The 26,451-nt window shown below is 69.6% G+C and carries 25 protein-coding genes; 17 read left to right on the forward strand and 8 right to left on the reverse strand.

What is annotated here, in order from left to right; genetic code table 11:
• Positions 1-86 precede the first annotated feature (86 nt).
• Both DFR50_RS06045 and DFR50_RS06050 read left to right on the forward strand, forming a co-directional pair.
• Positions 87-359, forward strand: coding sequence for a hypothetical protein (locus DFR50_RS06045; protein ID WP_113888291.1), 273 nt, complete (start codon positions 87-89; stop codon positions 357-359).
• A 24-nt stretch (positions 360-383) separates the two neighbouring features.
• On the forward strand, positions 384-809 hold the full coding sequence (locus DFR50_RS06050) for a DUF2721 domain-containing protein (protein WP_113888292.1): 426 nt from the start codon (positions 384-386) through the stop codon (positions 807-809).
• A 405-nt stretch (positions 810-1,214) separates the two neighbouring features.
• Here DFR50_RS06050 and DFR50_RS06055 read toward each other — a convergent pair whose 3' ends face one another.
• The 4 genes from DFR50_RS06055 to DFR50_RS06070 form a co-directional block, all read right to left on the reverse strand.
• Positions 1,215-2,099: a bifunctional helix-turn-helix domain-containing protein/methylated-DNA--[protein]-cysteine S-methyltransferase gene (locus tag DFR50_RS06055; protein WP_113888373.1), complete on the reverse strand. Its 885-nt coding sequence runs from the start codon at positions 2,097-2,099 to the stop codon at positions 1,215-1,217.
• 67 nt (positions 2,100-2,166) lie between these two features.
• Entirely contained in the window at positions 2,167-2,724 is a 558-nt protein-coding gene (locus tag DFR50_RS06060; RefSeq protein ID WP_113888293.1) for a pyridoxamine 5'-phosphate oxidase family protein, read from the reverse strand.
• Between the two features lie 9 nt (positions 2,725-2,733).
• Positions 2,734-3,414, reverse strand: a complete 681-nt coding sequence (locus tag DFR50_RS06065) for a TIGR02453 family protein (RefSeq protein ID WP_113888294.1) — start codon at positions 3,412-3,414, stop codon at positions 2,734-2,736.
• A 7-nt stretch (positions 3,415-3,421) separates the two neighbouring features.
• The gene (locus tag DFR50_RS06070) at positions 3,422-4,735 is read right to left on the reverse strand and encodes a nicotinate phosphoribosyltransferase (RefSeq protein ID WP_113888295.1); all 1,314 of its coding nucleotides are present in this window, start codon (positions 4,733-4,735) and stop codon (positions 3,422-3,424) included.
• Positions 4,736-4,812: 77 nt separating this feature from the next.
• Here DFR50_RS06070 and DFR50_RS06075 point away from each other — a divergent pair, with 77 nt between their 5' ends.
• The 5 genes from DFR50_RS06075 to DFR50_RS06095 all read left to right on the forward strand — a co-directional run bounded on the left by DFR50_RS06075 (position 4,813) and on the right by DFR50_RS06095 (position 10,313).
• Complete coding sequence (locus DFR50_RS06075) at positions 4,813-5,607, forward strand: (Fe-S)-binding protein (RefSeq protein WP_113888296.1); 795 nt, start codon at positions 4,813-4,815, stop codon at positions 5,605-5,607.
• Positions 5,604-7,031, forward strand: a complete 1,428-nt coding sequence (locus DFR50_RS06080) for a LutB/LldF family L-lactate oxidation iron-sulfur protein (RefSeq protein WP_113888297.1) — start codon at positions 5,604-5,606, stop codon at positions 7,029-7,031. The genes DFR50_RS06075 and DFR50_RS06080 overlap by 4 nt, the downstream gene beginning before the upstream one ends.
• Positions 7,032-7,051: 20 nt before the next feature.
• Positions 7,052-7,720, forward strand: a complete 669-nt coding sequence (locus DFR50_RS06085) for a LutC/YkgG family protein (protein ID WP_113888298.1) — start codon at positions 7,052-7,054, stop codon at positions 7,718-7,720.
• A gap of 179 nt (positions 7,721-7,899) precedes the next feature.
• Positions 7,900-9,483, forward strand: a complete 1,584-nt coding sequence (locus DFR50_RS06090; protein WP_113888374.1) for a L,D-transpeptidase family protein — start codon at positions 7,900-7,902, stop codon at positions 9,481-9,483.
• Between the two features lie 203 nt (positions 9,484-9,686).
• Positions 9,687-10,313 carry a hypothetical protein gene (locus DFR50_RS06095; RefSeq protein WP_113888299.1) on the forward strand — a complete coding sequence of 209 codons (627 nt, stop codon included), beginning with the start codon at positions 9,687-9,689 and terminating at the stop codon, positions 10,311-10,313.
• A gap of 345 nt (positions 10,314-10,658) precedes the next feature.
• Here DFR50_RS06095 and DFR50_RS06100 read toward each other — a convergent pair whose 3' ends face one another.
• A complete protein-coding gene (locus DFR50_RS06100; protein WP_113888300.1) occupies positions 10,659-11,738 on the reverse strand; it encodes a Gfo/Idh/MocA family protein in 1,080 nt (359 codons plus the stop codon).
• Between the two features lie 255 nt (positions 11,739-11,993).
• Here DFR50_RS06100 and DFR50_RS06105 point away from each other — a divergent pair, with 255 nt between their 5' ends.
• The 9 genes from DFR50_RS06105 to phoB all read left to right on the forward strand — a co-directional run bounded on the left by DFR50_RS06105 (position 11,994) and on the right by phoB (position 21,044).
• Positions 11,994-13,352: a dicarboxylate/amino acid:cation symporter gene (locus DFR50_RS06105; protein ID WP_113888301.1), complete on the forward strand. Its 1,359-nt coding sequence runs from the start codon at positions 11,994-11,996 to the stop codon at positions 13,350-13,352.
• 90 nt (positions 13,353-13,442) lie between these two features.
• Positions 13,443-14,510, forward strand: a complete 1,068-nt coding sequence (locus DFR50_RS06110) for a putative bifunctional lysylphosphatidylglycerol flippase/synthetase (RefSeq protein WP_113888302.1) — start codon at positions 13,443-13,445, stop codon at positions 14,508-14,510.
• A 12-nt stretch (positions 14,511-14,522) separates the two neighbouring features.
• The gene (locus DFR50_RS06115) at positions 14,523-15,602 is read left to right on the forward strand and encodes an ATP-binding protein (RefSeq protein WP_113888303.1); all 1,080 of its coding nucleotides are present in this window, start codon (positions 14,523-14,525) and stop codon (positions 15,600-15,602) included.
• Positions 15,603-15,820: 218 nt separating this feature from the next.
• Positions 15,821-16,834 (forward strand): phosphate ABC transporter substrate-binding protein PstS, encoded by a 1,014-nt coding sequence (pstS, locus tag DFR50_RS06120; protein ID WP_113888304.1) that lies wholly within the window; start codon positions 15,821-15,823, stop codon positions 16,832-16,834.
• Positions 16,835-16,915: 81 nt separating this feature from the next.
• A complete protein-coding gene (gene pstC, locus DFR50_RS06125; RefSeq protein ID WP_113888305.1) occupies positions 16,916-17,905 on the forward strand; it encodes a phosphate ABC transporter permease subunit PstC in 990 nt (329 codons plus the stop codon).
• Positions 17,902-18,753 (forward strand): phosphate ABC transporter permease PstA, encoded by an 852-nt coding sequence (gene pstA, locus DFR50_RS06130; protein ID WP_113888306.1) that lies wholly within the window; start codon positions 17,902-17,904, stop codon positions 18,751-18,753. Before pstC ends, pstA begins: the two co-directional genes overlap by 4 nt.
• A gap of 14 nt (positions 18,754-18,767) precedes the next feature.
• Positions 18,768-19,571, forward strand: coding sequence for a phosphate ABC transporter ATP-binding protein PstB (gene pstB, locus DFR50_RS06135; protein WP_245427383.1), 804 nt, complete (start codon positions 18,768-18,770; stop codon positions 19,569-19,571).
• Between the two features lie 13 nt (positions 19,572-19,584).
• A complete protein-coding gene (gene phoU / locus DFR50_RS06140; RefSeq protein WP_113888308.1) occupies positions 19,585-20,307 on the forward strand; it encodes a phosphate signaling complex protein PhoU in 723 nt (240 codons plus the stop codon).
• Positions 20,304-21,044, forward strand: a complete 741-nt coding sequence (gene phoB, locus DFR50_RS06145) for a phosphate regulon transcriptional regulator PhoB (protein WP_113888309.1) — start codon at positions 20,304-20,306, stop codon at positions 21,042-21,044. Before phoU ends, phoB begins: the two co-directional genes overlap by 4 nt.
• 78 nt (positions 21,045-21,122) lie before the next feature.
• On the opposite strand, the gene DFR50_RS06150 is transcribed toward phoB, so the two are convergent.
• The 3 genes from DFR50_RS06150 to DFR50_RS06160 all read right to left on the reverse strand — a co-directional run bounded on the left by DFR50_RS06150 (position 21,123) and on the right by DFR50_RS06160 (position 23,902).
• Positions 21,123-21,569, reverse strand: coding sequence for a cupin domain-containing protein (locus tag DFR50_RS06150; RefSeq protein ID WP_113888375.1), 447 nt, complete (start codon positions 21,567-21,569; stop codon positions 21,123-21,125).
• A gap of 195 nt (positions 21,570-21,764) precedes the next feature.
• A complete protein-coding gene (gene hisG / locus DFR50_RS06155; RefSeq protein WP_113888310.1) occupies positions 21,765-22,766 on the reverse strand; it encodes an ATP phosphoribosyltransferase in 1,002 nt (333 codons plus the stop codon).
• The gene (locus DFR50_RS06160; protein WP_245427366.1) at positions 22,766-23,902 is read right to left on the reverse strand and encodes an ATP phosphoribosyltransferase regulatory subunit; all 1,137 of its coding nucleotides are present in this window, start codon (positions 23,900-23,902) and stop codon (positions 22,766-22,768) included. The genes hisG and DFR50_RS06160 overlap by 1 nt, the downstream gene beginning before the upstream one ends.
• A gap of 236 nt (positions 23,903-24,138) precedes the next feature.
• On the opposite strand from DFR50_RS06160, the gene DFR50_RS06165 reads away from it, so the two are divergent.
• Positions 24,139-26,448: a DUF3772 domain-containing protein gene (locus DFR50_RS06165; RefSeq protein WP_170153072.1), complete on the forward strand. Its 2,310-nt coding sequence runs from the start codon at positions 24,139-24,141 to the stop codon at positions 26,446-26,448.
• Positions 26,449-26,451 lie beyond the last annotated feature (3 nt).

The raw sequence follows: 26,451 nt of genomic DNA on the forward strand, positions 1-26,451 counted from the left end.
CTGCGAAAGCGGCTGATCACCGAATTTCGCGCTCGGCGTCGCTGGGCGCGACCAACCGGTCCGCCGCGGCGGCGCAAAGGCCATTGATGAAATTCCTCGGTTTCCTGGCGATCCCATTCCTGTTTCCCGCCGCCGCGTTCGCCGATCAAAAGGCCGCCGACGGTTGCGCCGCCAAACTGGGACGGGCTTCGGCGGCGATCTACGCCGCGTCCGCGGCCCAACTCTCGCCGGGAGCGAATCTCCGCGACGTCGTCACCAGCGTCACACGCGGCATGGTGATGTCCGGCGATCTCGGCCGCGCGGAGGCCAGGCCCGCGGCGGAAGCGGCCGGCGCGTGCCTGAGCCTGCTCGACAAATAGCCAAAGCGATCGCGCGATACGGCGATGAACTTCATTCCGAGCCCGGAAGGTCTTTCGCACATCTTTGCGGAAGCATCGGCGCCGGCCTTCCTGCTGGCCGGCGTCGCCGCTTTCATTTCGGTGTTGATGTCGCGGCTGGGCGACACCATCGATCGTTTGCGCAGCCTGAAACGGATTGGGGCGGACCAGGACTCGACGGAGCGCGACAGCGAGATTCTGCACTTGAAGCAGCGCGCGCTTCTTTTGCACAAGGCGACCTATCTGGCGCTCATCGCCGGCATCGTGACGACATTCCTCCTCATGGTGATGGTCGCGAGCGCATTTCTCGGACTTCAGCACGCCTTTGGCGCGCCCCTGCTGTTTGCGATCGCGAGCGTGTTGCTGAGCTTGTCGCTCTACCGATTCTCACAGGAAATCCGGATCGCGCTGCACGAAATCGATCAATTCTGACGGGGCGGCGCTGGGACTCGACGCGCGCCGAGCAGGAAGACATCGGCGCGCCGGCGCAGGAGCCGTCGGCGCGGCTCCTCGCGCGGCGCCAGTCGCTTCGACAGGAGCGAGGCCCGTCCGTCCTGATGGGAACGCGCACCTAGGCACGCGGGGCGAAAGCGCGGGTCCCAATTCCCGAGCAAAGGTCATTCCAAGAAGGGCTCGCGGAGCGTCGGCGCGGGGAGCCGCGCCGCCGAGATGCTCTAGCTAGGTCAAGCCGCGACGCCTTGGACTTCCGCGTACGGCCCGGGTTATCGCCGGCGCGGCTGGAAATATGGGGCGATTCGGCAGGCGGGGGAAGGGCGCGCGACCCCCTTCAAGCGGCGGCCAGCGCGACCGACGCCGCGCCCGCCGCCGCGGCGCGGGTCACGCGGTCCCTGCCCCGGCCCCGTCGGCGCGCGCCACCCGGCCCGCCTCCCAGCCGATGATCGCCTGCTTGCGCGCCAGGCCCCAGTGGTAGCCGGTCAGCGCGCCCGAGCGCCCGAGGACGCGATGACAGGGGACGACGAACGAGATCGGATTCTTGCCGACCGCCGCGCCGACCGCGCGCGCCGCCGTCGGCTTGCCGAGCCGGACGGCTATGTCGGAATAGGTCGTGGCGCACCCCATCGGCACCGAGAGCAGCGTCTCCCACACCCGCACCTCGAAGTCCGAGCCGATCATCACGATGCGCAGCGGCGCGTCCGGCCGCCACTGCCGGGAATCGAAGGCGCGCGCGGCGTAGGGCGCGGTCGCCTCGCCGTCTTCGACGAATTGCGCGCGCGGCCAGCGGGCGCGCATGTCGGCGAGCGCCGAGGCGCGGTCGCCCTCGTCGACGAAGCCCAGCCCGGCCATGCCGCGCGGCGCGGCGACGACGATCGCCTCGCCGAACGGCGAGTCGTGGAAACCGTAGCGCAGCGTGAGGTCGTCGCGGCGGTAGTCGCCCGGCGTCAGCGCCTCGTGCGCGACGAACAGGTCGTGCAGCCGGCTCGGCCCGGACAGGCCGACGTCATAGGCCGCGTCGAGCACGCTGGTCGAATTGCGCAACAGCTCGCGCGCCCGTTCGATGGTGATCGCCTGCAGAAACGCCTTGGGCGTCAGCCCCGCCCAGCGCCGAAACACGTGCTGGAAGTGGGACGGCGACAGCCCGACCTCGGCCGCGACCTCTTCGACCGACGGCTGGTCGCGCCAGCGGGTCGAGAGGAATTCGATCGCGCGCCGGACAATGGCGTAGTCGGCGCTTTCGGGGGGTGCGGACGGCATGTCGAGCATGGGGGCGACCTCGGCTTCGCCGCCACCGTCGCGCAATCCTTCCGCCGGCGCCACCCGAAAACGCCGGTCAGCCGGGTTCGCCGAGCCCCGTCGGCAAGCCGTCGATGCTGACGGCGTTCTTCTCGCGCCGATAGGCCGCGAGCCCGTCCTCGCCCTTGGCGCGCGCCCAGTTGTCGAGCGACGGCCGCTCGCCGCGATAGTCGAACAGCGGCGCGCCGTAGCCGCACGAGGTCTGAACCCGATCGACGTGGAGCCGGACGATCTGGCGGGCGCCGGCCGGCTCCGCGCCGCCGAAGGCGCTTTCCAGCACATCGCGATAGGCGTCGGCGCCGCGTCGGAGAATTTCGCCGCGGCCATAGAGGCGCAAGATGTTCGGCGGGCCGTCGAAGGCGCAGAACATCAGGGTCAGCCGCCCGTCGGCCTTGAGATGCGCCGCCGTCTCGGCGCCGCTGCCGGTCTTGTCGAGATAGGCGACCGTCCGGTCGTCGAGGACGGCGAACAGGTCGGTCCCGCGCGGCGAGACGTTGACGCGCGCGCCGGGCGCGGCGGAGGCGGCGAAGAAGATGCGCTGGCGGCCGATGAAGGCGCGGCAGGTCGCGTCGATCGAGGGAATCACCTTTGCCATGGGCCGACCCTAGCGCGAATCGGTCAGCGCGTCCCAGCCCCATGCGAGCAGCGGCAGCGCGTCGCGGGCGAAGGCGCCCAGCGAGGGGGCCAGCGCCGGCTCGCTGATTTCCGGTTCCGAGACTGGCCTCACAACGATGAAATGCCGCTGCCGCACGGCGGCGAGGATGGCGGGATCGTCCACCGTCTCGAAGCCGCGCGGGGTGCGTTTCAACGCGTCCTCGTCCGACAGCGCGAGTCCCGCCTTCGCAAGTTTTCCGATCATCGCCTTGTACGCCTCGGGCGCGCGCGCCGCGGCGTCGCGCAGCCGGCCGAGCGGCGCCGGGTCGAGCCGGTAGAACCCGGCGGCGAAAAAGCACTCCTCCGGCGACAAGTGGAAATAGAGCACGCCCGGATCGGTCTTCGACCCCGTGCGGGTCATGGCGAGGCCGCCGTTGGTCTTGTAGGGGTCCTTGATCTTCGAGAAGCGCGCGTCGCGATGGATGCGGAACAGCGACGTCTTGCGGTCGCCCCGGATCGGGATCTTCGCCTCGGCCAGCAGCACGGCGACGTCCTCGACGAGGTCGCCCATCGGGCCCCTGACGGCGGTTTCGTATGTCGCCCGGTTCTCCTCGAACCAGGCCTTCGTCTGGTGGAACGCGAGCGCCCTGAAGAACGGCAGCGCGTCCCGGCCGAAACCCTGAAACGCCATGTCCGCCTCACACCTCGACCGGATGCCTGGCCATCCCGTTGGCGCCGAAGACGCGCCGATAGCGCTCGACGACGTCCAGCGCACCGAGCGCCTTGTCGGGATTGTCCGACAGCTTGACCGCCGGCCGGCCGTCGGCCTCGACCACCTTGCAGACGAGCGAGATCGCTTTGAGCTGGCCGTCGGCCCCCGCCGGCGCGCAGCCGACGAAGTCGTTGGTCAGGTGCGTGCCCCAGCCGAACGACAGCTTCACCTGGCCGCGCAGCGCCCGCGCGGCCTCCTCGATCGACTCGACGTCCATCGCGTCCGAGAGCACGACCAGCTTCTCCTGTGGATCGCGGCCGCGCGCCTTCCACCAGGCGATCAGCTCGCGCGACGCCTCGAGCGCCGGTTTGGAATCGGGGCGGGCGCCTTTCCAGTCGGCGACCCAGTCGGGGGCGTCGCGCAAGAAGGCGGTGGTGCCGAAACAGTCCGGCAGGACGACGAGCAGGTTGCCGCCGTACATGGTCGCCCAGTCGCGCAGCACCGCATAGGGCGCCTGGCGCAGTTCGGCGTCGTCGCGGGCGAGGGCGGCGTAGACCATCGGCAGCTCGTGGGCGTTGGTGCCCACCGCCTCGAGGCCGGTGTCCATGGCGTGCTTGACGTTCGAAGTGCCGATGAAATTGTCGCCGAGCCCCTCCTGCAGGGCCTCCACGCACCAGCGCTGCCATAGGAACCCGTGCCGGCGGCGGGTGCCGAAGTCCGACACTTTCAGCGGACCCTCCTCGGCCAGCCGGCGCAGCCGCTCGACCTTCGACCACAGCTTCGCCTTGGCGCGGGCGTAGAGCACGTCGAGGTCGAACCGGCTCATGGTGCGCACCGCCGCGCGGGCGCGCAATTCGTTGATGATGGCGAGCGCCGGGATTTCCCACATCGTGGTCCCGGTCCACGGCCCCGAGAACGTCAGCTCGTACTGGCCGTCGCGCTGGGTCAGCTCGTAGTCGGGCAGGCGGAACTGGGCGAGCCATTCCATGAAGCCGGGCTCGAATATCTGCCGGGTGCCGTAGAAAGTGTTGCCGGCGAGCCAGATCAGCTCGTTCTTGGCGAATCTCAGGGTGCGGGCGTGGTCGAGCTGATCGATCAGCTCGCGCTCGTCGACGATCTCGGCGAGCCGAACCGACGTCGTCCGGTTGATCAGCTGGAAGGTCACCTGGCGTTCGCGGTGCATTTTCCAGATCATCTGGAGCATCAGCAGCTTGTAGAAGTCCGTGTCGAGCAGCGTGCGGATCGCGGGATCGATCCGGAACGTGTGATTGTAGACACGGGTTGCGATGTCGGTGGCCATCGTGCGACCTTATGAGGCCGTTTTGAAAGCGACAAGGGCGCTCCCACGCCCGCCCGCGAGGAGGACATTCGGTCACAATGAACGCCATCGCTTCCGAGGCTTCCTCACATCCGCCGCGTGTCGGGCTGTTCGTCACCTGCCTCATCGACGTCATGCGTCCGACCGTCGGCTTCGCCGCGGTCAAGCTGCTGGAGGACGCCGGCTGCAGGGTCGTGGTCCCGGCGCAGACCTGCTGCGGGCAGCCGGCCTTCAACGCGGGCGACCGGGCCGCGGCGAAGGCGCTGGCGCGCCGGACGATCGAGGCGTTCGAGGCTTGCGACGCCGTCGTCACGCCGAGCGGCTCCTGCGGCGGCATGCTGATCCGCCACTATCCCGAGCTGTTCGCCGGCGAGCCGGAGATGGCGGCGAAGGCCGAGCGCTTCGCCGCCAAGACGCACGAACTGGTGAGCTTCCTCACCGACGTGCTCGGCGTCGAGCGGGTGACGGCGCGTTTCGACGGGACCGTCGCCTATCACGACGGCTGCTCGGGCCTGCGCGAGCTCGGCGTCAAGGCGCAGCCGCGCCGGCTGCTCGCCAGCGTCGAGGGCCTGACCCTCGCCGAACTCGCCGAGCCGGAGACCTGCTGCGGCTTCGGCGGCCTGTTCGCGGCGAAATACGGCGAGCTTTCCAACACCATCGTGTCGCACAAGGCGGACGACATCCGCGCGAGCGCGGCCGGAACGGTGCTCGCCGGCGACCTCGGCTGCCTTCTCAACATCGCCGGCAAGCTGCAGCGCGCCGGCTCCGCGGTCCGGGCGCGGCACGTCGCCGAGGTGCTGGCCGGCATGGCCGACGGTCCGGCGATCGGCGAGCCGAACAAGGAGCGTTCATGACCGTCGTCCCGACTTCGGCCCGCTTCCAGGAGAACGCCCACGAAGCGCTGAACGACGCCCGCCTTCAGGGCGCGATGGTGTTCGCGCGCAATTTCGCCGGGCGGCGCGCCCTGGCCGCCGCGCGGCTGCCCGAGTTCGACCGCCTGCGCGACAGCGCCAGCGCGATCAAGGATCACACGCTCGCGCATCTCGATCTCTATCTCGAGGCCTACGAGCGCAAGGTGGTGGAGAGCGGCGGCTGCGTGCATTACGCCGAGGACGCCGAAGCCGCGCGCCGAATCGTCGTCGACCTCTGCCGCAGTCTCGGCGCCAAAAGCGTCACCAAGGGCAAGTCGATGATCTCGGAGGAGATCGGGCTCAACGCCGCGATCGAGGCGGCGGGGATCGAAGCGGTCGAGACGGATCTCGGCGAGTACATCATCCAGCTTCGCCACGAAACGCCGTCGCACATCATCGCGCCGGCGATTCATCTCACCAAGCGCGACTTCGAGCACGACTTTCGCGCCCGGCACACCAACCTTCCGCCGGAGCGCGATCTGTCGAAGCCCGAACAGCTGCTGGCCGAGGCGCGCGCCGTGCTCAGGGAGAAATTCCTCGCAGCCGACGTCGGCATCACCGGCGCGAATTTCCTGATCGCCGAAACCGGCGGGTCGGTGATCGTCACCAACGAGGGCAACGGCGACCTGACCCAGACCCTGCCCAGAGCCCACATCGTGATCGCCTCGATCGAGAAGATCGTGCCGACGCTCGAGGACGCGGCGCAGCTTCTGCGCGTGCTCGCCCGCTCCGCCACCGGCCAGGACGCCTCGGTCTACACCACCTTTTCCACCGGCCCCCGCCGCCCCGGCGATCCCGACGGCCCTTCCGCCTATCATGTCGTCATCCTCGACAACGGCCGCTCGGCGATGCTCGGCGGCGAGTTCCAGGACATGCTGCGCTGCATCCGCTGCGGCGCCTGCATGAACCACTGCCCGGTCTATCAGGCGGTCGGAGGACACGCCTACGGCTGGGTCTATCCGGGGCCGATGGGGGCGGTGCTGACGCCGTCGCTGATCGGCGTCGCCGAGGGCGGGCAATTGCCCAACGCCTCCACCTTCTGCGGACGCTGCGAGGAAGTCTGCCCGGTGCGGATTCCCCTGCCCAAGATGATGCGGCACTGGCGCGAGCGCGAGTTCGAGCGGGCGCTTTCGCCGGCGGCGGCGCGCTACGGGCTTGGGCTTTGGGCCTTTTTCGCTGCAAGGCCGGCCCTCTACCGCGTCGCTGCCGGCCTCGTGGCCAGAAGTCTGCGCCTCCTCGGGCGGCGCAAGGGCCGGTTCGCCTCGCTGCCGTTCGCCGGCGGGTGGACGCGATACCGCGATCTCGCCGCGCCGGAGGGTTCGACCTTCCAGAGCCGGTGGCGCGCCAAAAGCGGAGCGGTGAAGTGAAAGACGGGCGGAGCGGGGAAGTGAGCGCGCGCGAAACCGTTCTCGCCGGCATCCGGCGCTCGCTCGGCGTCACCGGCGGCGAGGCGCCGCGCCGGTTCGAGGTCGAGCGGCGGCTCGCCGAGGCGCCGGCGGGAATCGTGCCGCAGCGCGGGCAGGGCGATCTTCCGGCCCGCGTGGCGACCTTCAGGGCGGAAGCCGAACGGGCGCAGGCGACCGTCGCCGAGGCGGCGGCGCTGAACGACGTCCCGGCGGAGGTCGCGCGCTTTCTGCGCGAGGCCAATTGCCCGGCGACGGTGCGGATGGGGACGGATCCGCGCCTCGCCGCGCTGCCGTGGCCGGCGACGGCGCTCGACGTGTCGATCGGCCCGTCGGACGGCCGCGACCTCAACGCCGTCTCGATGGCGCTGGTCGGGATCGCCGAAACGGGCACGCTGGCGCTCGTTTCCGGGGCCGACAATCCGACCACTCTCAATTTTTTGCCGGACAACGCCATCGTCGTGGTGCGCAGGGAGGACGTGGTCGCCGACTACGAAGCCGCCTTCGCCCGGCTGCGCGCCGTCTACGGCAAGGGCGGCGCGCCGCGCGCGCTCAATTTCATCACCGGACCGTCGCGCTCGGCCGACATCGAGCAAACGCTGCTCTTGGGCGCGCACGGGCCGCGGCGGCTGCACATCGTGATCGCGGGCTGAGGCGGGATTTGCCCGTCGGCGTGGCTGGCGCCGCCCGCTGTTGACAAAGTGATGTCTGTTGACTCCGCCGCCCAAAACTCGCCTTTGTGTGAAATTAGTTAACCATTCGACAGGTAATGTCGAGGCGGCGGCGGCGCCTCGACGAAGGGGCGTGCGGGACGCGCGCAGAGTTCGGATCGATGAGACTTCGTGTTTTGCTGGCCGGCGTGGCTTGCGCGCCGCTGTTGACGAGTGCGGCGCTGGCCGAGACCCCGGCCGCGGCCAAGGCCGCTCCGGCCGTCGCCGCGCCCCAACCCGCTGGGACCGCGCAGAGCGCGGCCCCCGCTTCGACGCCCGCTTCCGGCGCATCGACTCCGGCCGCGACCGCGACTCCGGTCACGCCGGCGCAGACGACGCCGACGCCTGAAAATCCGGCCGCCGCCACGACGGGCGCGACGCCCGCCGCCAGCCCTGCCCCCGGCGCGCCTGCGACCGCAGCCGCCGCTCCGCCGAAGCCGAAAAAGGTCGCCCCGCCGCCCCCGCCGCTCGAAACCGCGCTGTCGACCGACCCCGACCCGACGCTGCAGCCCAACACCTTCTTCGCCACCGCCAAGGCGTCCGAACGCTATGGCGCGATCGTCGACGCCGGCGGCTGGCCGACCGACGTCGTCGCGCTGCATCCCGGCGACAAGGGGCCGCAGGTGGCGAAGCTGCGCAAGCGGCTGGCGATCGAGGGCGACCTCGACGCGGCCCACGCCAGCGGCCAGAGTTTCGACCCGGCGCTGACCGAGGCCGTGAAACGCTTCCAGGCGCGCATGGGCCTGAAGCAGACCGGCGTCGTCGCCGGCGCGACGCTGAAGGACATGAATGTGTCGGCGAAGGTGCGGTTCCGGGAGCTCGCCTCCTCGGCCGACCGGCTCGCCGGGGCGAATTTCGAGTTCGGTCCGCGCTACGTCGTGGTCAACCTGCCCTCGACGGCGGTCGAAGCGGTCGAGAACGGCAAGGTCGCGCATCGCTATGTCGCGATCGTCGGCGGTCCCGACCACCCGTCGCCGGAAATCTCGGCGCACATCCAGTCCGTCAATCTCAACCCGACCTGGACCGTGCCGACCTCGATCATCAAGAAGGAAATCATCCCGCACATGCAGCGGGATCCCGGCTACCTGTCGCGCGCCAAGATCCGCATCCTCGACGGCTCGGGGCAGGAGATCAACCCGAAGACGATCAACTGGAACAGCGAGCGCGCGGTCAACTACACGCTCAGGCAGGATTCCGGCGCCGGCAACTCGCTCGGCTCGATCCGCATCAACATGCCCAACAAGCTCGCCGTCTACATGCACGACACGCCGTCGAAGCGGCTGTTCGGCGCCGACTACCGCTTCCTGAGCCACGGCTGCGTGCGCGTCCAGGGCGTCTACGACTACGCCCAGTGGCTGCTCGAAGGGACGCCGGGCGGACCCGCGGGCCAATGGGACAAGGCGGCGATGCAGGACAAGGTGAAGCAGGCCTCGCCCTACGAAATCCACCTCGCCCACTCGGTGCCGGTGATCTGGGTCTATCTCACCGGCTGGTCGAACGGCGACGGGGCGGCGAATTTCCGCGACGACGTCTACGGCATGGACACGGTGGGCGGCGAGGAGGTGGCGAGCGCCGCGCCGGCGGCGCCGGCGGCGCTGGTGTCGACCGCGCCGCGGCCGTCGCCGCGCCCGACGGCGGCCGCCTCGCGCGCCCTCGTTGCGGCCCCCGCGCCGGTGACCGCGACGCCGTTGCCGCCGGCGCAATAGGCGGCGGTGCAGTCGGCGGCAGGTCGGCGGGCAGTCGGGCGCTCGCCGCCAAAACCGTCATGGCGAGCCGTAGGCGAAGCAATCCACGCCGCCACGGCGCCTTTCGGTCGAGGATCCCGGCCCCCGCCTCGGGATTCGGCTCGCAAGGACGGCGCTCCGCGAGCCCGCCCTGGAAGGACGCGCCGCCGAGCGAGGGAACCGCCATGGACCCCGTGGGCAAGCCGCCGCTCCGACCGCTTCAGAACCGCGTCGACCCCTTCGGCGAATTCCACGCGGTCGCGGACCGCGGCGCGTTGATGGGCAATCGCGGCGGGCGGCTGCATGACGGCGAGCGGCGGCTCGGCGCCCGCCGCTGGACTTCGCGGCGCTGGATCGTCTGCGTCTGCGAATTCCGCGGCCGGCGGCGAAAAGTCTGGGGCGAGGGCTATACCGAACTCTTCTTCCTCGACGAGCCGACGGCGCTCGCGGCCGGCCACCGTCCCTGCTTCGAGTGCCGCAGGTCGGCGGCCGAGGCCTTCCTCGCCGCCTTTCCCGGGCGCCCGCGCGGCGCCGACGCGATGGACGAGGTCCTGCACCGCGAACGGCTCGACGGGCGGGCGCAGCGGCTCTGGCGCGCGCCGCTCGCCGCGTTGCCCGACGGCGCCGTCGTCGCCATCGACGGCCGGGCGTACGCCCTGCGCGACGGCGCGCTCCTGCCGTGGAGTTTTGAAGGCTACGGCCCGGCGGCCGCCTTCGACGGCGTGACGGAGGTCGTCGTGCTGACCCCGCCCTCGACGGTCGCGGCGCTCAAAGCGGGCTATGCTCCGCTCTGGACGGCCGCGGGAGCGTGAGACGGCCCGCGGCCCGGCCCCGCTTCAGGCGCGGCTGCCGGCCACCCCTTCCCCGGCTTCGCCGGGGAAGGTGGCCCGCAGGGCCGGATGGGGTGTGGAAAGCAGGACGCCGCCGGTGAAGGTTCGCGCCGGCGATCGTGCAATGCAGATCGCGCCAGAGGACGACGGCAGGCACGGAGGGGCCCCCCTGCGGCGCCGCCGATGCAACCGCGTCGAGATCGACGCGTCGGCCCACACCCCATCCGGCGCTTCGCGCCTCCTTCCCCGGCTTCGCCGGGGAAGGTGTCGGCCGCCGGCCGCGGTCTCGATCTGTGCACGCCAGGAATCAGCGCGAAAGAAAGCCGCTCACAGCCGCACCACGTCCCCCGTCCGCATGCTCTCGTCAGCGGCGAACACGATGCGCAGCGAGGCGATCGCGTCGGCCCAGTGGCCGGTCAGATCCACTTCCCCCCGGATCGCCCTGAGAAAGAGCCGTTGCTCGCGTTCGCACAGCTCCTGATGGCCGGGCTCGTCCTCGGTCGTCTCGATCGTGTCGGGCCGGACGAACCGCCCGTCCGCGTCGAGCGCGGCACGGTGGATGCGCAAAGCGTTGGTGCGGGTGTGGGAATCGTGGTCGGTGGACTTCGCCTCCCCTCCGGCCTCCCCGGCGACGATCGAGACGGAACCGTTCGGCCCGATCATGTCCTTCACGAAGAACGCGGTTTCGCTCATCATCGGGCCCCAGCCGGCCTCGTACCAGCCGACCGAGCCGTCGTCGAAGGCGATGTGGAGGTGGCCGTAGTTGACCATCGTCTCGGCGATCTCGCCGGTCAGCCGCGCCCCGACCGCGTGCACCAGCACCGGTTTCGCCCGCGTGACCTGGCACATCACGTCGACGTAATGGACGCCGCAGTCGACGATCGGCGAGGTCGAGGTCATCAAATTCTTGTGCACCGCCCAGAACGACCCCGACGACTGCTGGTTGAGGTTCATCCGCATGACCAGCGGCTTGCCGAGCGTCTTGCCGATCTCGACGAAGCGCGTCCACGACGGGTGGACGCGCAGAATGTAGCCGACGAGCAGCGCCTTTCCGCCCGCGCGCGCCGCGGCGACCACCGCCTCCGCCGCCGCCAGCGTGTCGGCGAGCGGCTTCTCGCAAAACACGTGCGCGCCGGCGGCGAGCGCCTTCAGCGCCATCGGGGCGTGAGCCTCGGTGTAGGCGGCGATCGCGACCGCGTCGGGCGTGAGCGCCGCGAGCGCCCGGTCGAGGTCGTCGAACCGGGGAACGCCGGAAAATTCCTCATCGAGGTCGCGCCGGGCTTCGGCGTTGCGGGTGCACAGGCCCACCAGCTCGAAGCCGTCGATCGACCGATAGGCCCGGGCGTGGCTCGTCCCCATCGTGCCCAATCCGACCACCAGAACGCGTTGCGGCCTGCCTTCGCCCATCCGGCCCCTCCTTTTCCGATTCGGGCCGACGCTAGCGCTTCGCGGCCGCGGCGGCCATGTCCGCGGACGCTTTCCCCCGGCCCGAGCCGCCGGCGTGGACTCTCCGGTCGATTTTTCCGCGGCGCATTGTGTTGGGAAAGCCATACGACCAAAGGCGCGTGGCCTCCGCGCTTGACAGTGTGCGGATCCCGGATGTGCAATGATCGCGCCGAACCGAAACGCTCAGCCAAGAGCGACCGTCGGCGGGAGGAAGCGATGACCGCTCGACTCGACATGTCCATCGGCCTGGACGGCGCATCCGAGCGCAAACCGGCGAAGCCCTGGCACCGCGTGCTCTACGTCCAGGTCCTGATCGCGATCGCGCTCGGGGCGGCGGTCGGGATCCTGATCCCCGACTTCGCCACCACGGCCGGCGTCAAGGCGCTCGGCGACGGCTTCATCAAGCTGATCAAGATGGTGATCGCGCCGGTGATCTTCTGCACCGTCTCGACCGGCATCGCCCATATCCAGGACGCGAAAAAGGTCGGCCGGGTCGGCGTCAAGGCGCTCCTCTATTTCGAGGTCGTCTCCACGATCGCGCTGGTCATCGGCCTCGTGATCGGCAACGTCGTCCAGCCCGGCGCCGGCTTCGGCGCGCATCCCGACGCAGCCGCCGTCGCCAAATACGCCGACCCGGGCGCGCACAAGTCGACCGTCGACTTCCTGCTCGACATCATCCCCGACTCGGTCGTCGGCGCCTTCGCCAGGGGCGACATTCTCCAGGTCCTGCTGTTCTCGATCCTGATGGGCTTCGCCATGATGGCGATGGGCGAGCGCAGCGCGCCGCTGCGCCGGCTGATCGACGACGTCGCCGGCGCGGTGTTCGGGGTCATCGGCATCGTCATGCGCGCCGCGCCGTTCGGCGCCTTCGGGGCCATGGCCTATACGGTCGGGAAATACGGGCCGACGGTGCTCGGCAGCCTGTTCGGCCTGATCGCGACCTTCTATTTCGCCTCGGCCTTCTTCATCGTCGTGGTGCTCGGAACCATCGCCTGGCGCACCGGCTTCAACATCTTCCGGTTCCTCGCCTACATCAAGGACGAGCTCTTGATCGTGCTCGGCACCTCGTCGTCGGAGAGCGCGCTGCCGCAGCTGATGGCGAAGCTGGAAAAGCTCGGCTGTTCGCGCTCGGTGGTCGGCCTCGTCGTGCCGACGGGCTATTCGTTCAACCTCGACGGCACCAACATCTACATGACGCTCGCCATCCTGTTCATCGCGCAGGCGCTCGGCGTCCACCTCGACCTGACGCAGCAGCTCGTCATCGTCGGCGTCGCCATGCTGACCTCGAAAGGCGCGTCCGGCGTCACCGGCGCGGGCTTCATCACCCTCGCCGCGACGCTCGCGGCCGTCGATCCGCGGCTCGTGCCGGGGATGGCGATCGTGTTCTCGATCGACAAGTTCATGAGCGAGAACCGGGCGCTGACCAACATCATCGGCAACGGCGTCGCGACGGTGGTGATCTCCGCCTGGGAGGGCGAGCTCGACCGCGAGAAGCTGCGGGCCGGCCTTTCCGGTCCGTCGGACGACGCGGTCGTCCTGCGGCAGGCGCAGTTGGAGGAACTGCCCGCCGACTGACCGCGAAGCGCCCTTTCGCCCGTATTTGTGCGCGCTTGCGCGGCGGCGACCGAGGTCCTATAGGCGGCTCCGGGTCCAAGGGAACAGGGCATGGCTCAGGTGCAGCAACGACGCCCGGCCTCGAACGGGGCGGCGAGCGGCGCCCCGCCTCCCCGGGAGCCGCCCGGTTTCGTTGCGCGCCTCGTGGTCACGATCCGGCGCCGGCGCAAGATCGTCAGGCGCGTCGGCCTCGCCGCGAGCGCGCTGATCATCCTCATTTCGCTGACGATCTTCGCGCGCACGCTGATGCGCATCGATCCCGGCAAGTTCGGCGCGGCGTTCGCGGCGACCAGCCGCGACCAGATCCTCATGTCGTTCGCCTTCACCGCGACGAGCTACCTGGCCTTGACCGGCTACGACGGGCTGGCGCTCCGCCATCTCAATGTCCGGGTGCCCTACTGGCTGACGGCGCTGGCGTCGTTCGCCAGCTACGCGGTCTCGTTCACCCTCGGCTTCCCCCTGGTGACCGGGGGCGCGGTCCGCTACTGGGTCTATTCTCCGGCGGGCTTGACCGCCGGCAACATCGCCGGCCTCACCGTCGTCGCCGGCGTCACCTTCTGGCTCGGCATGGGCCTGATCGTCGGCGTGGGGTTCATCTTCACCTCCGACGCCGTCGCCGAGATCAACCATTTCAACGCCCTGGCGAACCAGTTGATCGGGCTCTCGGCGATCGGCCTGCTCGTCTTGTATCTCGCCTGGGTCGGACTCCTGCGCTGGCGCGGCGCGCCGGCGATCGGCAATTTCAGGCTGCCGGGGCCCTTCCTCACGCTCGGGCAGATGGCGCTCGGCGTCATCGACGTCTGTTCCGCCTCGGCGGCGCTCTATGTTCTTCTGCCGAAGGACGCAATGATCGGTTTTCCGACCTTCGCGACCCTCTATTCGTTCGCCGCGATGCTCGGCATCGCCAGCCATTCGCCGGGGGGGCTCGGCGTGTTCGAGGCGACCATCCTGCAGGCCGTCGGCGGGGACGTCGACGCCCTGCTGGCGGCGCTGCTGCTGTTTCGCGCAATCTACTACATTGCGCCCTTCATCTGTGCGATGGCGCTGCTCGGCGCCGTCGAGGCGGCGCGGCGCTGGCGCTCGATCCGCGAGGCCATGGCGGCGGCGTCAGAGGACTGAAGGAAGCCGACGATGTCCGACGCCTTCGCCAGTCGCATCGCCGACCTGATCCGGTCGCCGTTCGCGGTCCAGCTCGTGGCGGCGATCCCGGACGCCGCGTTGATCGTGGGCGTCGACGGCCGCGTCGCCGCGGCCAACGAGCCGGCGCTCGGCCTGCTGCCGGTGCTCAAGCTCGGCGATCCGCTGGTGCTGGCGTTGCGGGCGCCCGACGTCGTCGACGCCTACCGCAGGGTGATCGCCAGCGGCGAGGCCGAGACCGTGCAATGGAGCGAGCGCGTGCCGGTCGAGCGCCTGTTCGACGTCTGCGTCGCGCCGCTCGCCATGCCCGACGGCCAGGTCGAGGCGGCGCTGGTCACGCTGCGGGATCTGACCGAAATTCGTCGCGTCGAGCGGCTGCGGGTCGACTTCATCGCCAACGCCAGCCACGAGCTGCGCACCCCGCTCGCCTCGCTGCTCGGCTTCATCGAGACCCTGCAGGGATCGGCGCGCGACGACCCCAAGGCGCGCGACCGCTTCCTGGTGATCATGCGCGATCAGGGGCGGCGGATGGCGCGGCTGATCGAGGACCTCCTGTCGCTGTCGCGGATCGAGCAGAAGCAGCATGTCCGGCCGGAGACGGTGGTCGATCTCGCCCAGACGGTTCGCAGCGTCGTCGATTCGCTGTCGCCGATGGCGGAGGAGCTGGGAGCGGAAATCCGGCTCTCCGTCGCCGAACCGGCGCTGGTCAAGGGCGATCGGGACGAGCTTCTGCGGGTCGCCGAGAACCTGATCGAGAACGCCATCAAGTACGGCGTGCGGCCCGACGCCGCCTCGGCCCTCGTCGAAGTCTCGGTCGACACGACCGAGAAGGAGGCGGTGCTGACGGTGCGCGACTACGGGCGCGGCATCGCGCCCGAGCACCTGCCCCGTCTGACCGAACGCTTCTATCGCGTCGACGCTACCCAGAGCCGGGCGCGCAACGGCACCGGGCTCGGCCTCGCCATCGTCAAGCACATTCTGACCCGCCACCGCGGCAAGCTGAGCATCTCGAGCCGGCTGAACCACGGCTCGACCTTCGTCGCATCGGTGCCCCTGCACGCCAGGGGAAAATAGCCGCTTCATGTCGCCGGGCCGCCGCCGGGCGGTGTACGGTCGTTCCCGCGCTCTTGGAAGAGTCGATAATTCAATCGGTTATCATGTCATAAAACGATAGTGGGACCGTCATACAACACGGATGTCGGCGGCGTAAGGAAGGCCGCGGCGTCGATCGCGCGCCGCCAACCCGCGGGTCTGCCCGTGGTCTGACCGATCCGGTCTGTCGGAGAGCCAATATGTTCATGAAATCGATCATCACGGCGGCCGCGCTCGCCGTCACTGTCGGCGCGGCTTCGGCCGCCGACATCTCGGGCGCCGGCGCGACCTTCCCCTTCCCGATCTACGCCAAGTGGGCGGACGCCTACAAGAAAGACACCGGCAACGGCTTGAACTATCAGTCGATCGGCTCGGGCGCCGGCATCAAGCAGATCCGCGCCAAGACGGTCACTTTCGGCGCCACCGACGCGCCGCTGAAGCCCGAAGAACTCGACAAGGACGGTCTCGCCCAGTTTCCGATGGTGATGGGCGGCATTGTCGCCGTCATCAATCTCGACGGGGTGAAGCCGGGCGACTTCCACATCGATGGCCCGACGCTCGCCGACATCTATCTCGGCAAGATCACCAAGTGGAACGATCCGAAGCTCAAGGCGCTCAATCCGAAACTGAACCTGCCCGATCTGGCGATCGTGCCGATCCATCGCGCCGACGGCTCGGGCACGACCTTCAACTTCACCTACTATCTGGGCGAAGTGTCGCCGGACTGGAAGGAGAAGGTCGGCGTCGCCACCACGGTCGACTGGCCGGGCGGCATCGGCGCCAAGGGCAACGACGGCGTCGCCAACAACGTCGCCACCACCAAGGGCGCGATCGGCTACGTCGAATACGCCTACGCCAAGCAGAACAAGCTGACCCACGCGTCGATGCTCAACAAGGCCGGCAAGACGGTCGAGCCGACGCTGGAAGCCTTCCAGGCCGCCGCCGCCAACGCCGATTGGACCAAGAACGCCGGTTTCTATCAGATCCTCGCCAATCAGCCCGGCGAGAAGTCGTGGCCGATGACCGCCGCGACCTTCATCCTGATGTACAAGAAACCGGTCAACGTCGCGGCTTCCAACGACGCGCTGTCGTTCTTCAAGTGGTCCTACGAGAAGGGCGGCCAGATGGCGGCCGATCTCGACTACATCCCGATGCCCGACAACGTCGTCAAGCTCGTCGAGACGATGTGGGCCAAGGACATCGCGCAGAAGTAAGCCGATCCGGAAGGGGCGAACCGCAGTTCGCCCCTTCCCCGCTTCTGTATTTCCAACTCAACCGAGAATGTTGAAGCGACAATGACCGCAAGCGCAATTCCAACTCCCAGCGGCGTGCAGTCTTCGGCGATGGACCGCGCGCGCGCGCTCGGGCGGCTGAAATTCTCCGACAGCGGCTTCCGCGTGATGACGCTGGCCTCGGCGCTGATCGTCCTCGTCCTTCTCGCCGGGGTTGCGATCTCCTTGTTTCTCGGCGCCTGGCCCGCTTTTCGCGAGTTCGGCGTCGGCTTCCTGTTCTCGGACGCCTGGAGCCCGCCGCGCGAAAAATTCGGCGCCGCGACCGCGATCTACGGCACCCTGGTCACCTCGCTGATCGCCATGCTGATCGCCGTCCCGGTCGGGCTCGGCATCTCCGTCTTCCTGACCGAGCTGTGCTGGCTGCCGCTGCGCCGCCCGATCGGCGTCGCCATCGAGCTGCTCGCCGGCATTCCCTCGATCATCTACGGCATCTGGGGCGTCTACTACTTCCGCCCGGTGATGCAGTCCTACATTCAGCCGTTCCTGATCGGCACGCTCGGCAATATCCCGGGAATTGGCTTCCTGTTCCAGGGCCCGCCCTTCGGCTACGGCGTCCTGACCGCGGGCCTCGTGCTCGCGCTGATGATCCTGCCGTTCATCACCGCGGTGTCGCGCGACGTGTTCGACACGGTTCCTCCGGTGTTGAAGGAGGCCGCCTACGGGGTCGGCGCGACCACCTTCGAGGTGGTCGGCAACATCGTCATTCCCTACACCCGCGTCGGCGTGATCGGCGGCGTGATGCTGGCCCTCGGCCGCGCGCTCGGCGAGACGATGGCGGTCACCTTCGTCATCGGCAACGCGACCAAGATCCAGAGCTCGATCCTCGCCCAGGGCACGACCATTTCGGCAATGATCGCCAATCAGTTCGCCGACGCCGACCCGGGCCTGTTCACCTCGTCGCTGCTGGCGCTCGGCTTCATCCTGTTCGTCATCACGTTCATCGTTCTCGCGGCCGCTCGCTGGCTGCTGGCCAGTCTCGAAGTGAAGGCATGAAGTCGATGGCCGACCTCTATTCCGGGCGCAAACGGCGCAACATCATCTGGACGACGCTGGCCTATGCGGCGACGGCGCTCGGCCTCAGCATGCTGGTCATCATCCTGGCGACCCTGCTGTGGAACGGCTTCGGCGGCCTCTCGCTCGACGTCTTCACCAAGAGCACCGCGCCTCCCGGGGTGGTCGGCGGCCTGTTGAACTCGATGGTCGGCAGCGTCGTCACGACGCTGCTCGGCCTCGTGATCGGCGCGCCGCTCGGCATTCTCGCGGGAACCTATCTCGCCGAATACGGCCGCAACGACCGGCTGGCGGTGGTGGTGCGGTTCATCAACGACATTCTGCTCAGCGCCCCCTCGATCGTGGTCGGCCTGTTCATCTACGAACTGCTGGTGGTGCCTTTCGGGCACTTCTCGGCGCTGGCCGGCGGCGTCGCGCTGGCGGTGCTCGGCGCGCCGATCATGGTGCGCACCACCGAAGACATGCTCAATCTGGTCCCCAACCAGCTGCGCGAGGCGGCCTCGGCGCTCGGCATGCCGCGATCGCTGGTCATCCGCCATGTCGCCTACAAGGCGGTGCGGTCCGGCATCATCACCGGCGTGCTGCTGGCGATCGCGCGCATGACCGGCGAAACGGCGCCCTTGATCTTCACCGCGCTCGGCAATTCGTTGTTCACCCTCGATCCCCGCGGGCCGATGTCGAGCCTTCCGCTCATCATCTACGAATTCGCGCGCAGCCCCTACGCCGAGCAGCAGAAGCTCGCCTGGACGGGCGCGCTCATCCTCACCTTCGCGGTCCTCGCCCTGAGCATTTTGGCCAGGGTCTTGTCCGCGCAGACCCAGCAGAAGTGACAGAGGCTATGGCTATGACCAACGAGGCCGCGGCGCCGAGGCCCGCGAAAGCGCCGAACGCAAACAAGGACAAGGTCGTGATCCGCGGCCTCAACTTCTACTACGGCAAGGCGCACGCGTTGAAGGAAGTCAATCTGTCCCTGCACGAGGGCCAGGTGACGTCGTTCATCGGCCCATCCGGCTGCGGCAAGTCGACGCTGCTGCGGGTCCTCAACCGCATGTACGACCTCTACCCCGGCCAGCGCGCCGAAGGGGAAGTGCTGCTCGACGGCGAGAACGTCCTGTCGAAGGACCTCGACCTCAACCTGCTGCGCTCGCGCGTCGGCATGGTGTTCCAGAAGCCGACGCCGTTCCCGATGACGATCTACGACAACATCGCCTTCGGCGTGCGCCTCTATGAAAAACTTCCGAAATCCGAGATGGACGCGCGCGTCGAATCCTCGCTCAGGCGGTCGGCGCTGTGGAACGAGGTCAAGGACAAGCTGCACGCGAGCGGACTCAGCCTGTCGGGAGGCCAGCAGCAGCGCCTGTGCATCGCCCGCACGGTGGCGATCGCCCCCGAAGTGATCCTGTTCGACGAGCCCTGCTCGGCCCTCGACCCGATCTCGACGGCCAAGATCGAGGAACTGATCGACGAACTGGCCGGCGAGTACACGATCGCGATCGTCACCCACAACATGCAGCAGGCCGCGCGCGTCTCCCACTACACGGCCTTCATGTATCTGGGCGAACTTGTCGAATTCAACGAGACGAACGACATCTTCACCGCCCCGCGCGACAAGCGCACACAGGATTACGTCACCGGCCGATTCGGCTGAGGGAGCACTTGCCGTGGTCAATCACACCGTCAAAGCCTACGACCGGGAGCTCGACACGCTCGAGCGGCTGATCGCCGAAATGGGCGGCATCGCCGAGAAGATGGTGGTCGACGCGGTCGACGCGCTCGCCGCCGCCGACACCGTCCTCGCCCATCAGGTCGTCGCGACCGACCCCCGCCTCGACGCGCTGCAACGCGAGGTCGAGGATCTCGCGGTCATGACCATCGCCAAGCGCCAGCCGGTGGCGGTCGATCTGCGCGAGCTGATCGGCGCCATTCGCGTCGCCGGCGACCTCGAACGGGTCGGCGATCTGGCCAAGAACATCGCCAAGCGCACGATCAAGATCGGCGCGGAATCGCGGGTTCCGCGCGCCATCGTCGGCCTGAGGCACATGAACGAGGTCGCCACCGAGCTGATGAAGGACGTGCTCGACGCCTATGCGCAGCGCGACGTCGAGCGGGCGCGCGAGGTCTGGGAGCGCGACGTCGACCTCGACGCGCTCGAGGATTCGGTGTTCCGCGACCTCCTGACCCACATGATGGAGGATCCGCGCAACATCTCGTTCTGCGCCCATCTGCTGTTCTGCTCCAAGAACATCGAGCGCATCGGCGACCACGCCACCAACATCGCCGAGACGGTCGTCTACCTCGTCACCGGCCAGCCGATGCCGACCGAGCGTCCGCGCGGGCCGCAGGAGACCGACGTCGACGTCGAGGCCGCCGGGGGCGACGCGTGAACCAGGCGCGCAGGGAGACCGTCCGCACCAACGCGGCCTCGGCTCCCCGCATACTCGTGGTCGAGGACGAGCAGGACCTCGCGGTCCTGCTGACCTACAACCTCGAGGCCGAGGGCTATGTGGTGGAGAGCGTCGAGCGCGGCGACGAGGCCGAGCTGCGGCTCGCGGAAAACCCGCCCGACCTCGTCATCCTCGACTGGATGCTGCCGGGAGTCTCGGGGCTCGAAATCTGCCGCCGCTTACGCGCCCGCGAGACGACGCGCACGCTGCCGGTGATCATGGTCACCGCGCGGGGCGAGGAGGCCGAGCGTGTCCGCGGCCTCTCGGTCGGCGCGGACGACTACGTGGTCAAGCCGTTCTCGGTGCCGGAACTGATGGCGCGGGTGCGCGCGCTGTTGAGGCGGAGCCGTCCCGAGCGGATCGCCGATCGACTCGCCGCCGGCGACCTCGACCTCGACCGCGAGACCCGGCGGGTGCGCAGGGGAAACCGCGACATCCACCTCGGCCCCACCGAGTTCCGGCTGCTCGAATACCTGCTGGAGAAGCCGGGCCGGGTGTTCACCCGGGCGCAACTGCTCGATGGCGTCTGGGGTCAGGCCGCCGAGATCGACGAGCGGACGGTCGACGTGCATGTCGGCCGGCTGCGCAAGGCGCTGTCGCGCGGCCGCGAGCGCGACCCGATCCGGACCGTGCGCGGCACCGGCTACGCCTTCGACGAGACGTTCGGCAAGGCCTGAGGCGGGCGTGGGCGAGGCGGCGCCTCGTCAGCCGGACTCAAAGGTCGGCTTCCGCGACCGCAGTCCGTCTCCGCCTCCTCACAGCCTGATGAACGCCTTCACCGCCGGGTCGGCGCACAGCGCTTCGAGGTCCGCCGCGCTCGGCAGCTGCGGCCGGTCGCGCTCGCTCGCAACCACGCAGAAAAAGCCGAGCGGCTCGGTTCCGTCGGCGCGGAACTGGTGCCACGCGAGCGGGGGGACGATGACGGCGTCGAGCGCCTTGACGGCGTCGATCTCGGCCCCCACCAGGCAACGGCCAGCGCCCCGCCCGATCAGCACGAAGTGCCCGTGCTCGTGTCGCTCCAGCGTCGAATGGCCGCCCGGCGCCACCTCGAAGTAGCGCAACTCCGCGAACAGGTCGGGCGACCCCGGCGACAGGACCTGCCGCGTCACCTGTCTGAAATGGGTTCCCGGCTCCTCCTTGTAGGCGAGGAGCTCGACGCCGTCCCACCGGTAATCGCCACGATGGCGGACCACTCCCGTCATGCCGTCAGCTCCTTCGAGATTGGCCCTTTTGGGAAACGACGTCGCGCCCGCGACGGTTCCCACCCCCGTTGGCGCAGTATCGTCTGGCCGCTGTGAAACGACAAGACCCTCCGGACTGCGCTGTAGCTCCCGGCGCGCGCCCTTAACCGGCGAAACGCGCCGCCCGCCGGAGCCGCGAGGCGCCGCCGAACGCCGCTACAGCGGCCCGATCCGCCGCTCCAGCGCCTCGTACAGCGGGTTCTTCGCGTCGAAGACGTGCTCGAGCGCCACCACGCTGACGCGCTCGGCGCCGCGGCCGAGCAGGAAACTCGCGAGGTCGGCCGCGGCGCTCTTGGCGCAATGGAGCGCCACGAAGCCGCGCGGGTCGGGCTCCTCGCCGAAGGCCGGAATCGCGCCGAACCGCTCGCGCGCCTCGGCGATGAGACCGTTGGCGGGACGCGACAGGCGGGCGCGCACCTCGCGCGACTTGCGCGCCTCCTCGGCGGCCGCGATCCGGTCGAGGATGACGCGCGCGGCGCGGCGCGCGGCCGCTCCCCAGGGCGCCGACAGCGAGGCGACCAGCATCGCCTGCGAGCGCAGGATCGGCCCGTCCTCGAGGGGCTTGAGCGCATTCGCCGCCAGCGTCGCGCCGGTCGTGGTGATGTCGACGATCAGTTCCGCCGCGCCCGCCGCCGGGGCGCCCTCGGTCGCGCCGAGGCTTTCCACGATGCGATAGTCGCCGACGCCGTGCTCGGCAAAGTAGCGGCGCGTGAGGTTGACGTATTTGGTCGCGACCCGCATCCGCTCGCCCCGCCTTGCGCGGTAGGCGGCCGCGACGTCCTCGAGGTCGGCCATGGTGCGCACGTCGATCCAGGCCTGCGGCGCGGCGACCACCACGTCCGCCTTGCCGAAGCCGAGCGGCGCGATCAGCTCCAGCCGCGCGTCGGCGTCGGGAACCTTTTCGCGCACGAGGTCCTCGCCGGTGACGCCGAAATGCGCCCCGCCCGCGGCGAGCTGGCCCACGATTTCCGACGCCGACAGGAACGCCACTTCGACGCCCGGCAGCCCGGCGACCGCGCCGCGATAGTCGCGCTCCCCGCGCCCCTGGGTGAGCTCGAGACCCGCTCTGGCGAAGAAGGCGGAGGCGTTTTCCTGCAGCCGCCCCTTGGACGGGACGGCGATGACGAAGGGCGCATCGGCGGCGGCGTCGAGGGCCATCAGCGCGCTCCCATGGGCAGCCGGTCGAGCGTGATCGCGGCCCCGACGGCGGGAATGTCGCCGCGCGCGCCGAGCTTTCGCGCCAGTCCGTCGTAGCGGCCGCCCGCGAGCGCGGGCTTCGCGCCCGGCCGCGACGGATCGTGCGCTTCGAACACGAAGCCGGTGTAATAATCGAAGTCGCGCACGAAGGCGGCGGAAAAGCGCGTCTCCTCGATCGCGACGCCGCGCGCGGCGATGAAGCCGTTGCGCCGCTCGAAGGCGTCGAGGGCCGCCCCGAGGTCGAGGCCGGCCGCTTTCGCGAGCTCGCGCAGCTTCGCCGCCGCGACGTCCGGATCGCCGGAGACGGCGAGATAGGCTTCGAGCGCCCGGCGCTTCTCGCCGCCGATCTCGTCCTGCGAGCGGAGCGCCGCCTGTTCGAGGAACCGGTCGGCGATCTCGCTCGCCGAGCGCCCGCCGACCGGCTCGATCCCGGCGATCGCGAGCAGATCCTCGACCAGCGCCCGGGCGCCGTCGTGATCGGCGCTCTCCAGCGCGGCGAGCACGCCGGCCTGAGCGAGCGGGCTGCGGAAACGGGCGTCGAGAATCGCGTCGAGATCGCGCCCCTGGGCGAGGCCGCGCCTCAGCCGCCGCCGCCAGATTTCCGGCAGCGCCAGCGCCGCGAGCAGGGCGTCGAACAGGGCGGCGTCGCCGACGCGGGCCGAGAGCCTGCCGCCCGCCGCGGCGGCCGCCTCCATCGCCAGCGAAAAAATCTCGGCGTCGGCGGCTTCCGCATCCTTGCGGCCGAAGCTTTCCAGGCCGGTCTGGGCGCGCTCGCCGCCCTCCTCGCCCTGCGCCCGGAAGACCGGGCCGAGATAGGCGTATTCCGCGACCGCTCCGGCCTTGTCGGAGGCGAGATAGGCGCGGCAGACGGGAATCGTGTATTCCGGCCGGAGGCAGAGCTCCTCGCCGGTGGTCGGGCTCACGGTCTGGAACAGCCGCCCGCGGATCTCTTCGCCCGACAGTTCGAGAAAGATCGCGGCTGGATGCAGCACGCCCGGCTCGATGCGCCGGAAACCCGAGGCCAGGAAACGCTCGAGCGCCCGCTCGCCTGCGCCGTGCGCGATGGAATTCATGGCGTCGAGCAGGGTGACGTTCACCGGTTGGGTCCTCGATCAGGGCGGGCTCCCTTAACAGAGGCGCGCGGCGGGCGCAGCGTTTTTTCACGCGCAGGGTGAATGCGGGCGCGACGAGGCGGCGCGGTTTGCGGTCACGCCGCGGCCATGCTCGGATGCGACGGGGGCGTGGCTTCCCCCGAATCATCCGAATCGAGTTGCCCCCCTTGTCTGCGACCACGCCTCATCCGGTTTTGCGGTATCTCCGGCGGATAGCGCTCGTGCTTCTCGTGTCCTGGGCCTCGGCCGCCGCCGCGGACGACCCGGCCCCGTTCAGTCTCGACGCCACCCGCGCCGCGCTGATCGGCATCGAGACCGTGCTGAAGCAGCCGAACCTCGCCGACGCGGAGCTTCTGCGGCTCCGCGCCGAGGCTGATCCGCTCAGCGTCGCGCTGCAGGCGGCGATCGCCGACATGACCCCCCGCCTCGCCGCCTCGGTGAAGCGTCTCGCCGAGCTGAAGCCGAAGACGAAGGACACGGACGAGGCGCCGGCGACCGACGCCGCGACCGCGGAGCTCGAAACCGAGAAGCAGAAGCACGACGGGCTCGACGCCAACCTGCGCGCCGCCCGCGCGATGCTGCTCGAGGTCGACGATCTCACGACCCGGATCGGGGCGAGACGGCGCCAGCTGTTCGCGCGCGAGACGTTCGCCCGCAGCTCCTCGGTGTTCAATCCGCAATTGTGGCTGAGCGTCTCGCGCGAGCTCCCAGCCGACATGAGGACGCTGGCGAACGCCGCCGTCGACTGGGCCTCCGGCGTACGCAGCCGCGTGACGGCGGCGCAAGGCGCAGGCCTCGCCGGCGTCGTCCTCCTGCTGGCGCTGATCGCGGTCCCGATCCACTGGATCGCCCGCCGGGTCATCTTTCGCGACCCCGACGCCGGATCGTCGACTCCGCTCGGGCGCGCGCTGGCGGCGGCCTGGACCATGCTGGTCCTGGCGGTGCTGCCGCTGCTCGGCCTCTGGGCGCTCGCGATCGCGCTCGACGCCTTCGACCTCAGCGATCCGCGCATGCAAGGGGCGGAGGACGCGATCCTCGACGCCGTGCGGCTGTTCGTCCTGCTCAACGCCGTGGGACGCGGGATGCTCGCGCCGCACGCCGCGGCCTGGCGCGTGATCCCGGTCAGCGACGCGTCGGCCCGCGCGCTGTTCCGCGGGATCATGGCGATCGGGGCCGTCTGGGCGGTGGAGCGGCTGGTCGAGCCGGCGGCCGACGCGGTCGGCTCGCTCAACATCGCCGTCGCCGGCCGTGCGCTGGCGACGACCCTCGTCGCGCTCGCGCTGGCCAACACGCTGCGGCGGCTCGCGCCCGGCCACCCCGCCCGGCAGACCGCCATGGCGGCGGCCAAAGCCGATCGGTGGGCCCCGGCGCGGGCGTTCGGCTGGTTCGTCGCACTGGTCGTGTTCGCGGCCACCGCCGCAGGCTACATCGCCTTCGCGACCTTCCTGGTCAATCAGGCGATCTTCCTGACGATTCTGGGGTGCCTGCTGGTCGTGATCGACATCGTCGTGCGCGACGGGACCGAGGCCGTGCTGGATCCGGAGGCCGTCGTCGGCGCGCGTCTGCAGATCCTGTTCGGCCTGCGCCGCAACATGCTGGCGCAGATCGTGGTCGTCGTGCAGGGCCTCGCCCGGGTCGTGCTGGTCTTCATCGCCGCCGCGGCGCTGCTCGAACCCTGGGGCGTGCAGTCGCGGGACTGGTTCAGCTCGCTGCGCGCGGCCTATTTCGGCTTCGCCGTCGGCGGCGTCACCCTGTCGCTGTCGTCGATGCTGTCGGCCGTCGCCGTGTTCGGCGTCGCCCTGTTCGTCACGCGGCTGATCCAGACCTGGCTCGCCGAGCGCCTGCTTCCCCAGACGCGCCTCGACGCCGGCGTCAGCAACTCGATCAGCACGATCTTCGGCTACGTCGGCGGCGCGGTCGCGGTGCTCCTCGGCGCGGCCCAGGTGGGCCTCGACGTGCAGAAGCTCGCCATCGTCGCCGGCGCGCTGTCGGTCGGCATCGGCTTCGGCCTGCAATCGATCGCCAACAATTTCGTCTCCGGCCTCATCCTCCTCTGGGAGCGGGGGGTCCGGGTCGGCGACTGGGTGATGGTCGGAACCGACCAGGGATTCGTGCGCCGGATCAACGCCCGCGCCACCGAGATCGAGACCTTCGATCGGGCGACGGTGATCGTGCCGAACTCGAACCTCGTCACCGGCGTCGTCAAGAACTGGGTGAACCCAGACCGGGTCGGGCGGATCCTGATCGCCATCAACGTGGATTACGACAGCGACATCGAGACGGTCAGCGCGATCCTGATCGACGCCGCGCGGGCTCAGGATCTCGTGCTGAAGATCCCCGCGCCGTCGGTGCAGCTCGTCGACTTCGGCGACTGGGCGTTCCGGTTCAACCTCGTCTGCTTCGTCGACGACGTCGAGATGGCCGCGCGGACGCAGAGCGAGATCAATTTCGACATCGTGCGCCGCCTGCGCGAGGCCGGTCTGCGCATCCCGGCGCCGCCGTCCGGGCCGCCGCGTCCGGCGGCGCCGTAGCGC

The organism is Roseiarcus fermentans, assembly GCF_003315135.1.
Lineage (GTDB): Bacteria > Pseudomonadota > Alphaproteobacteria > Rhizobiales > Beijerinckiaceae > Roseiarcus > Roseiarcus fermentans.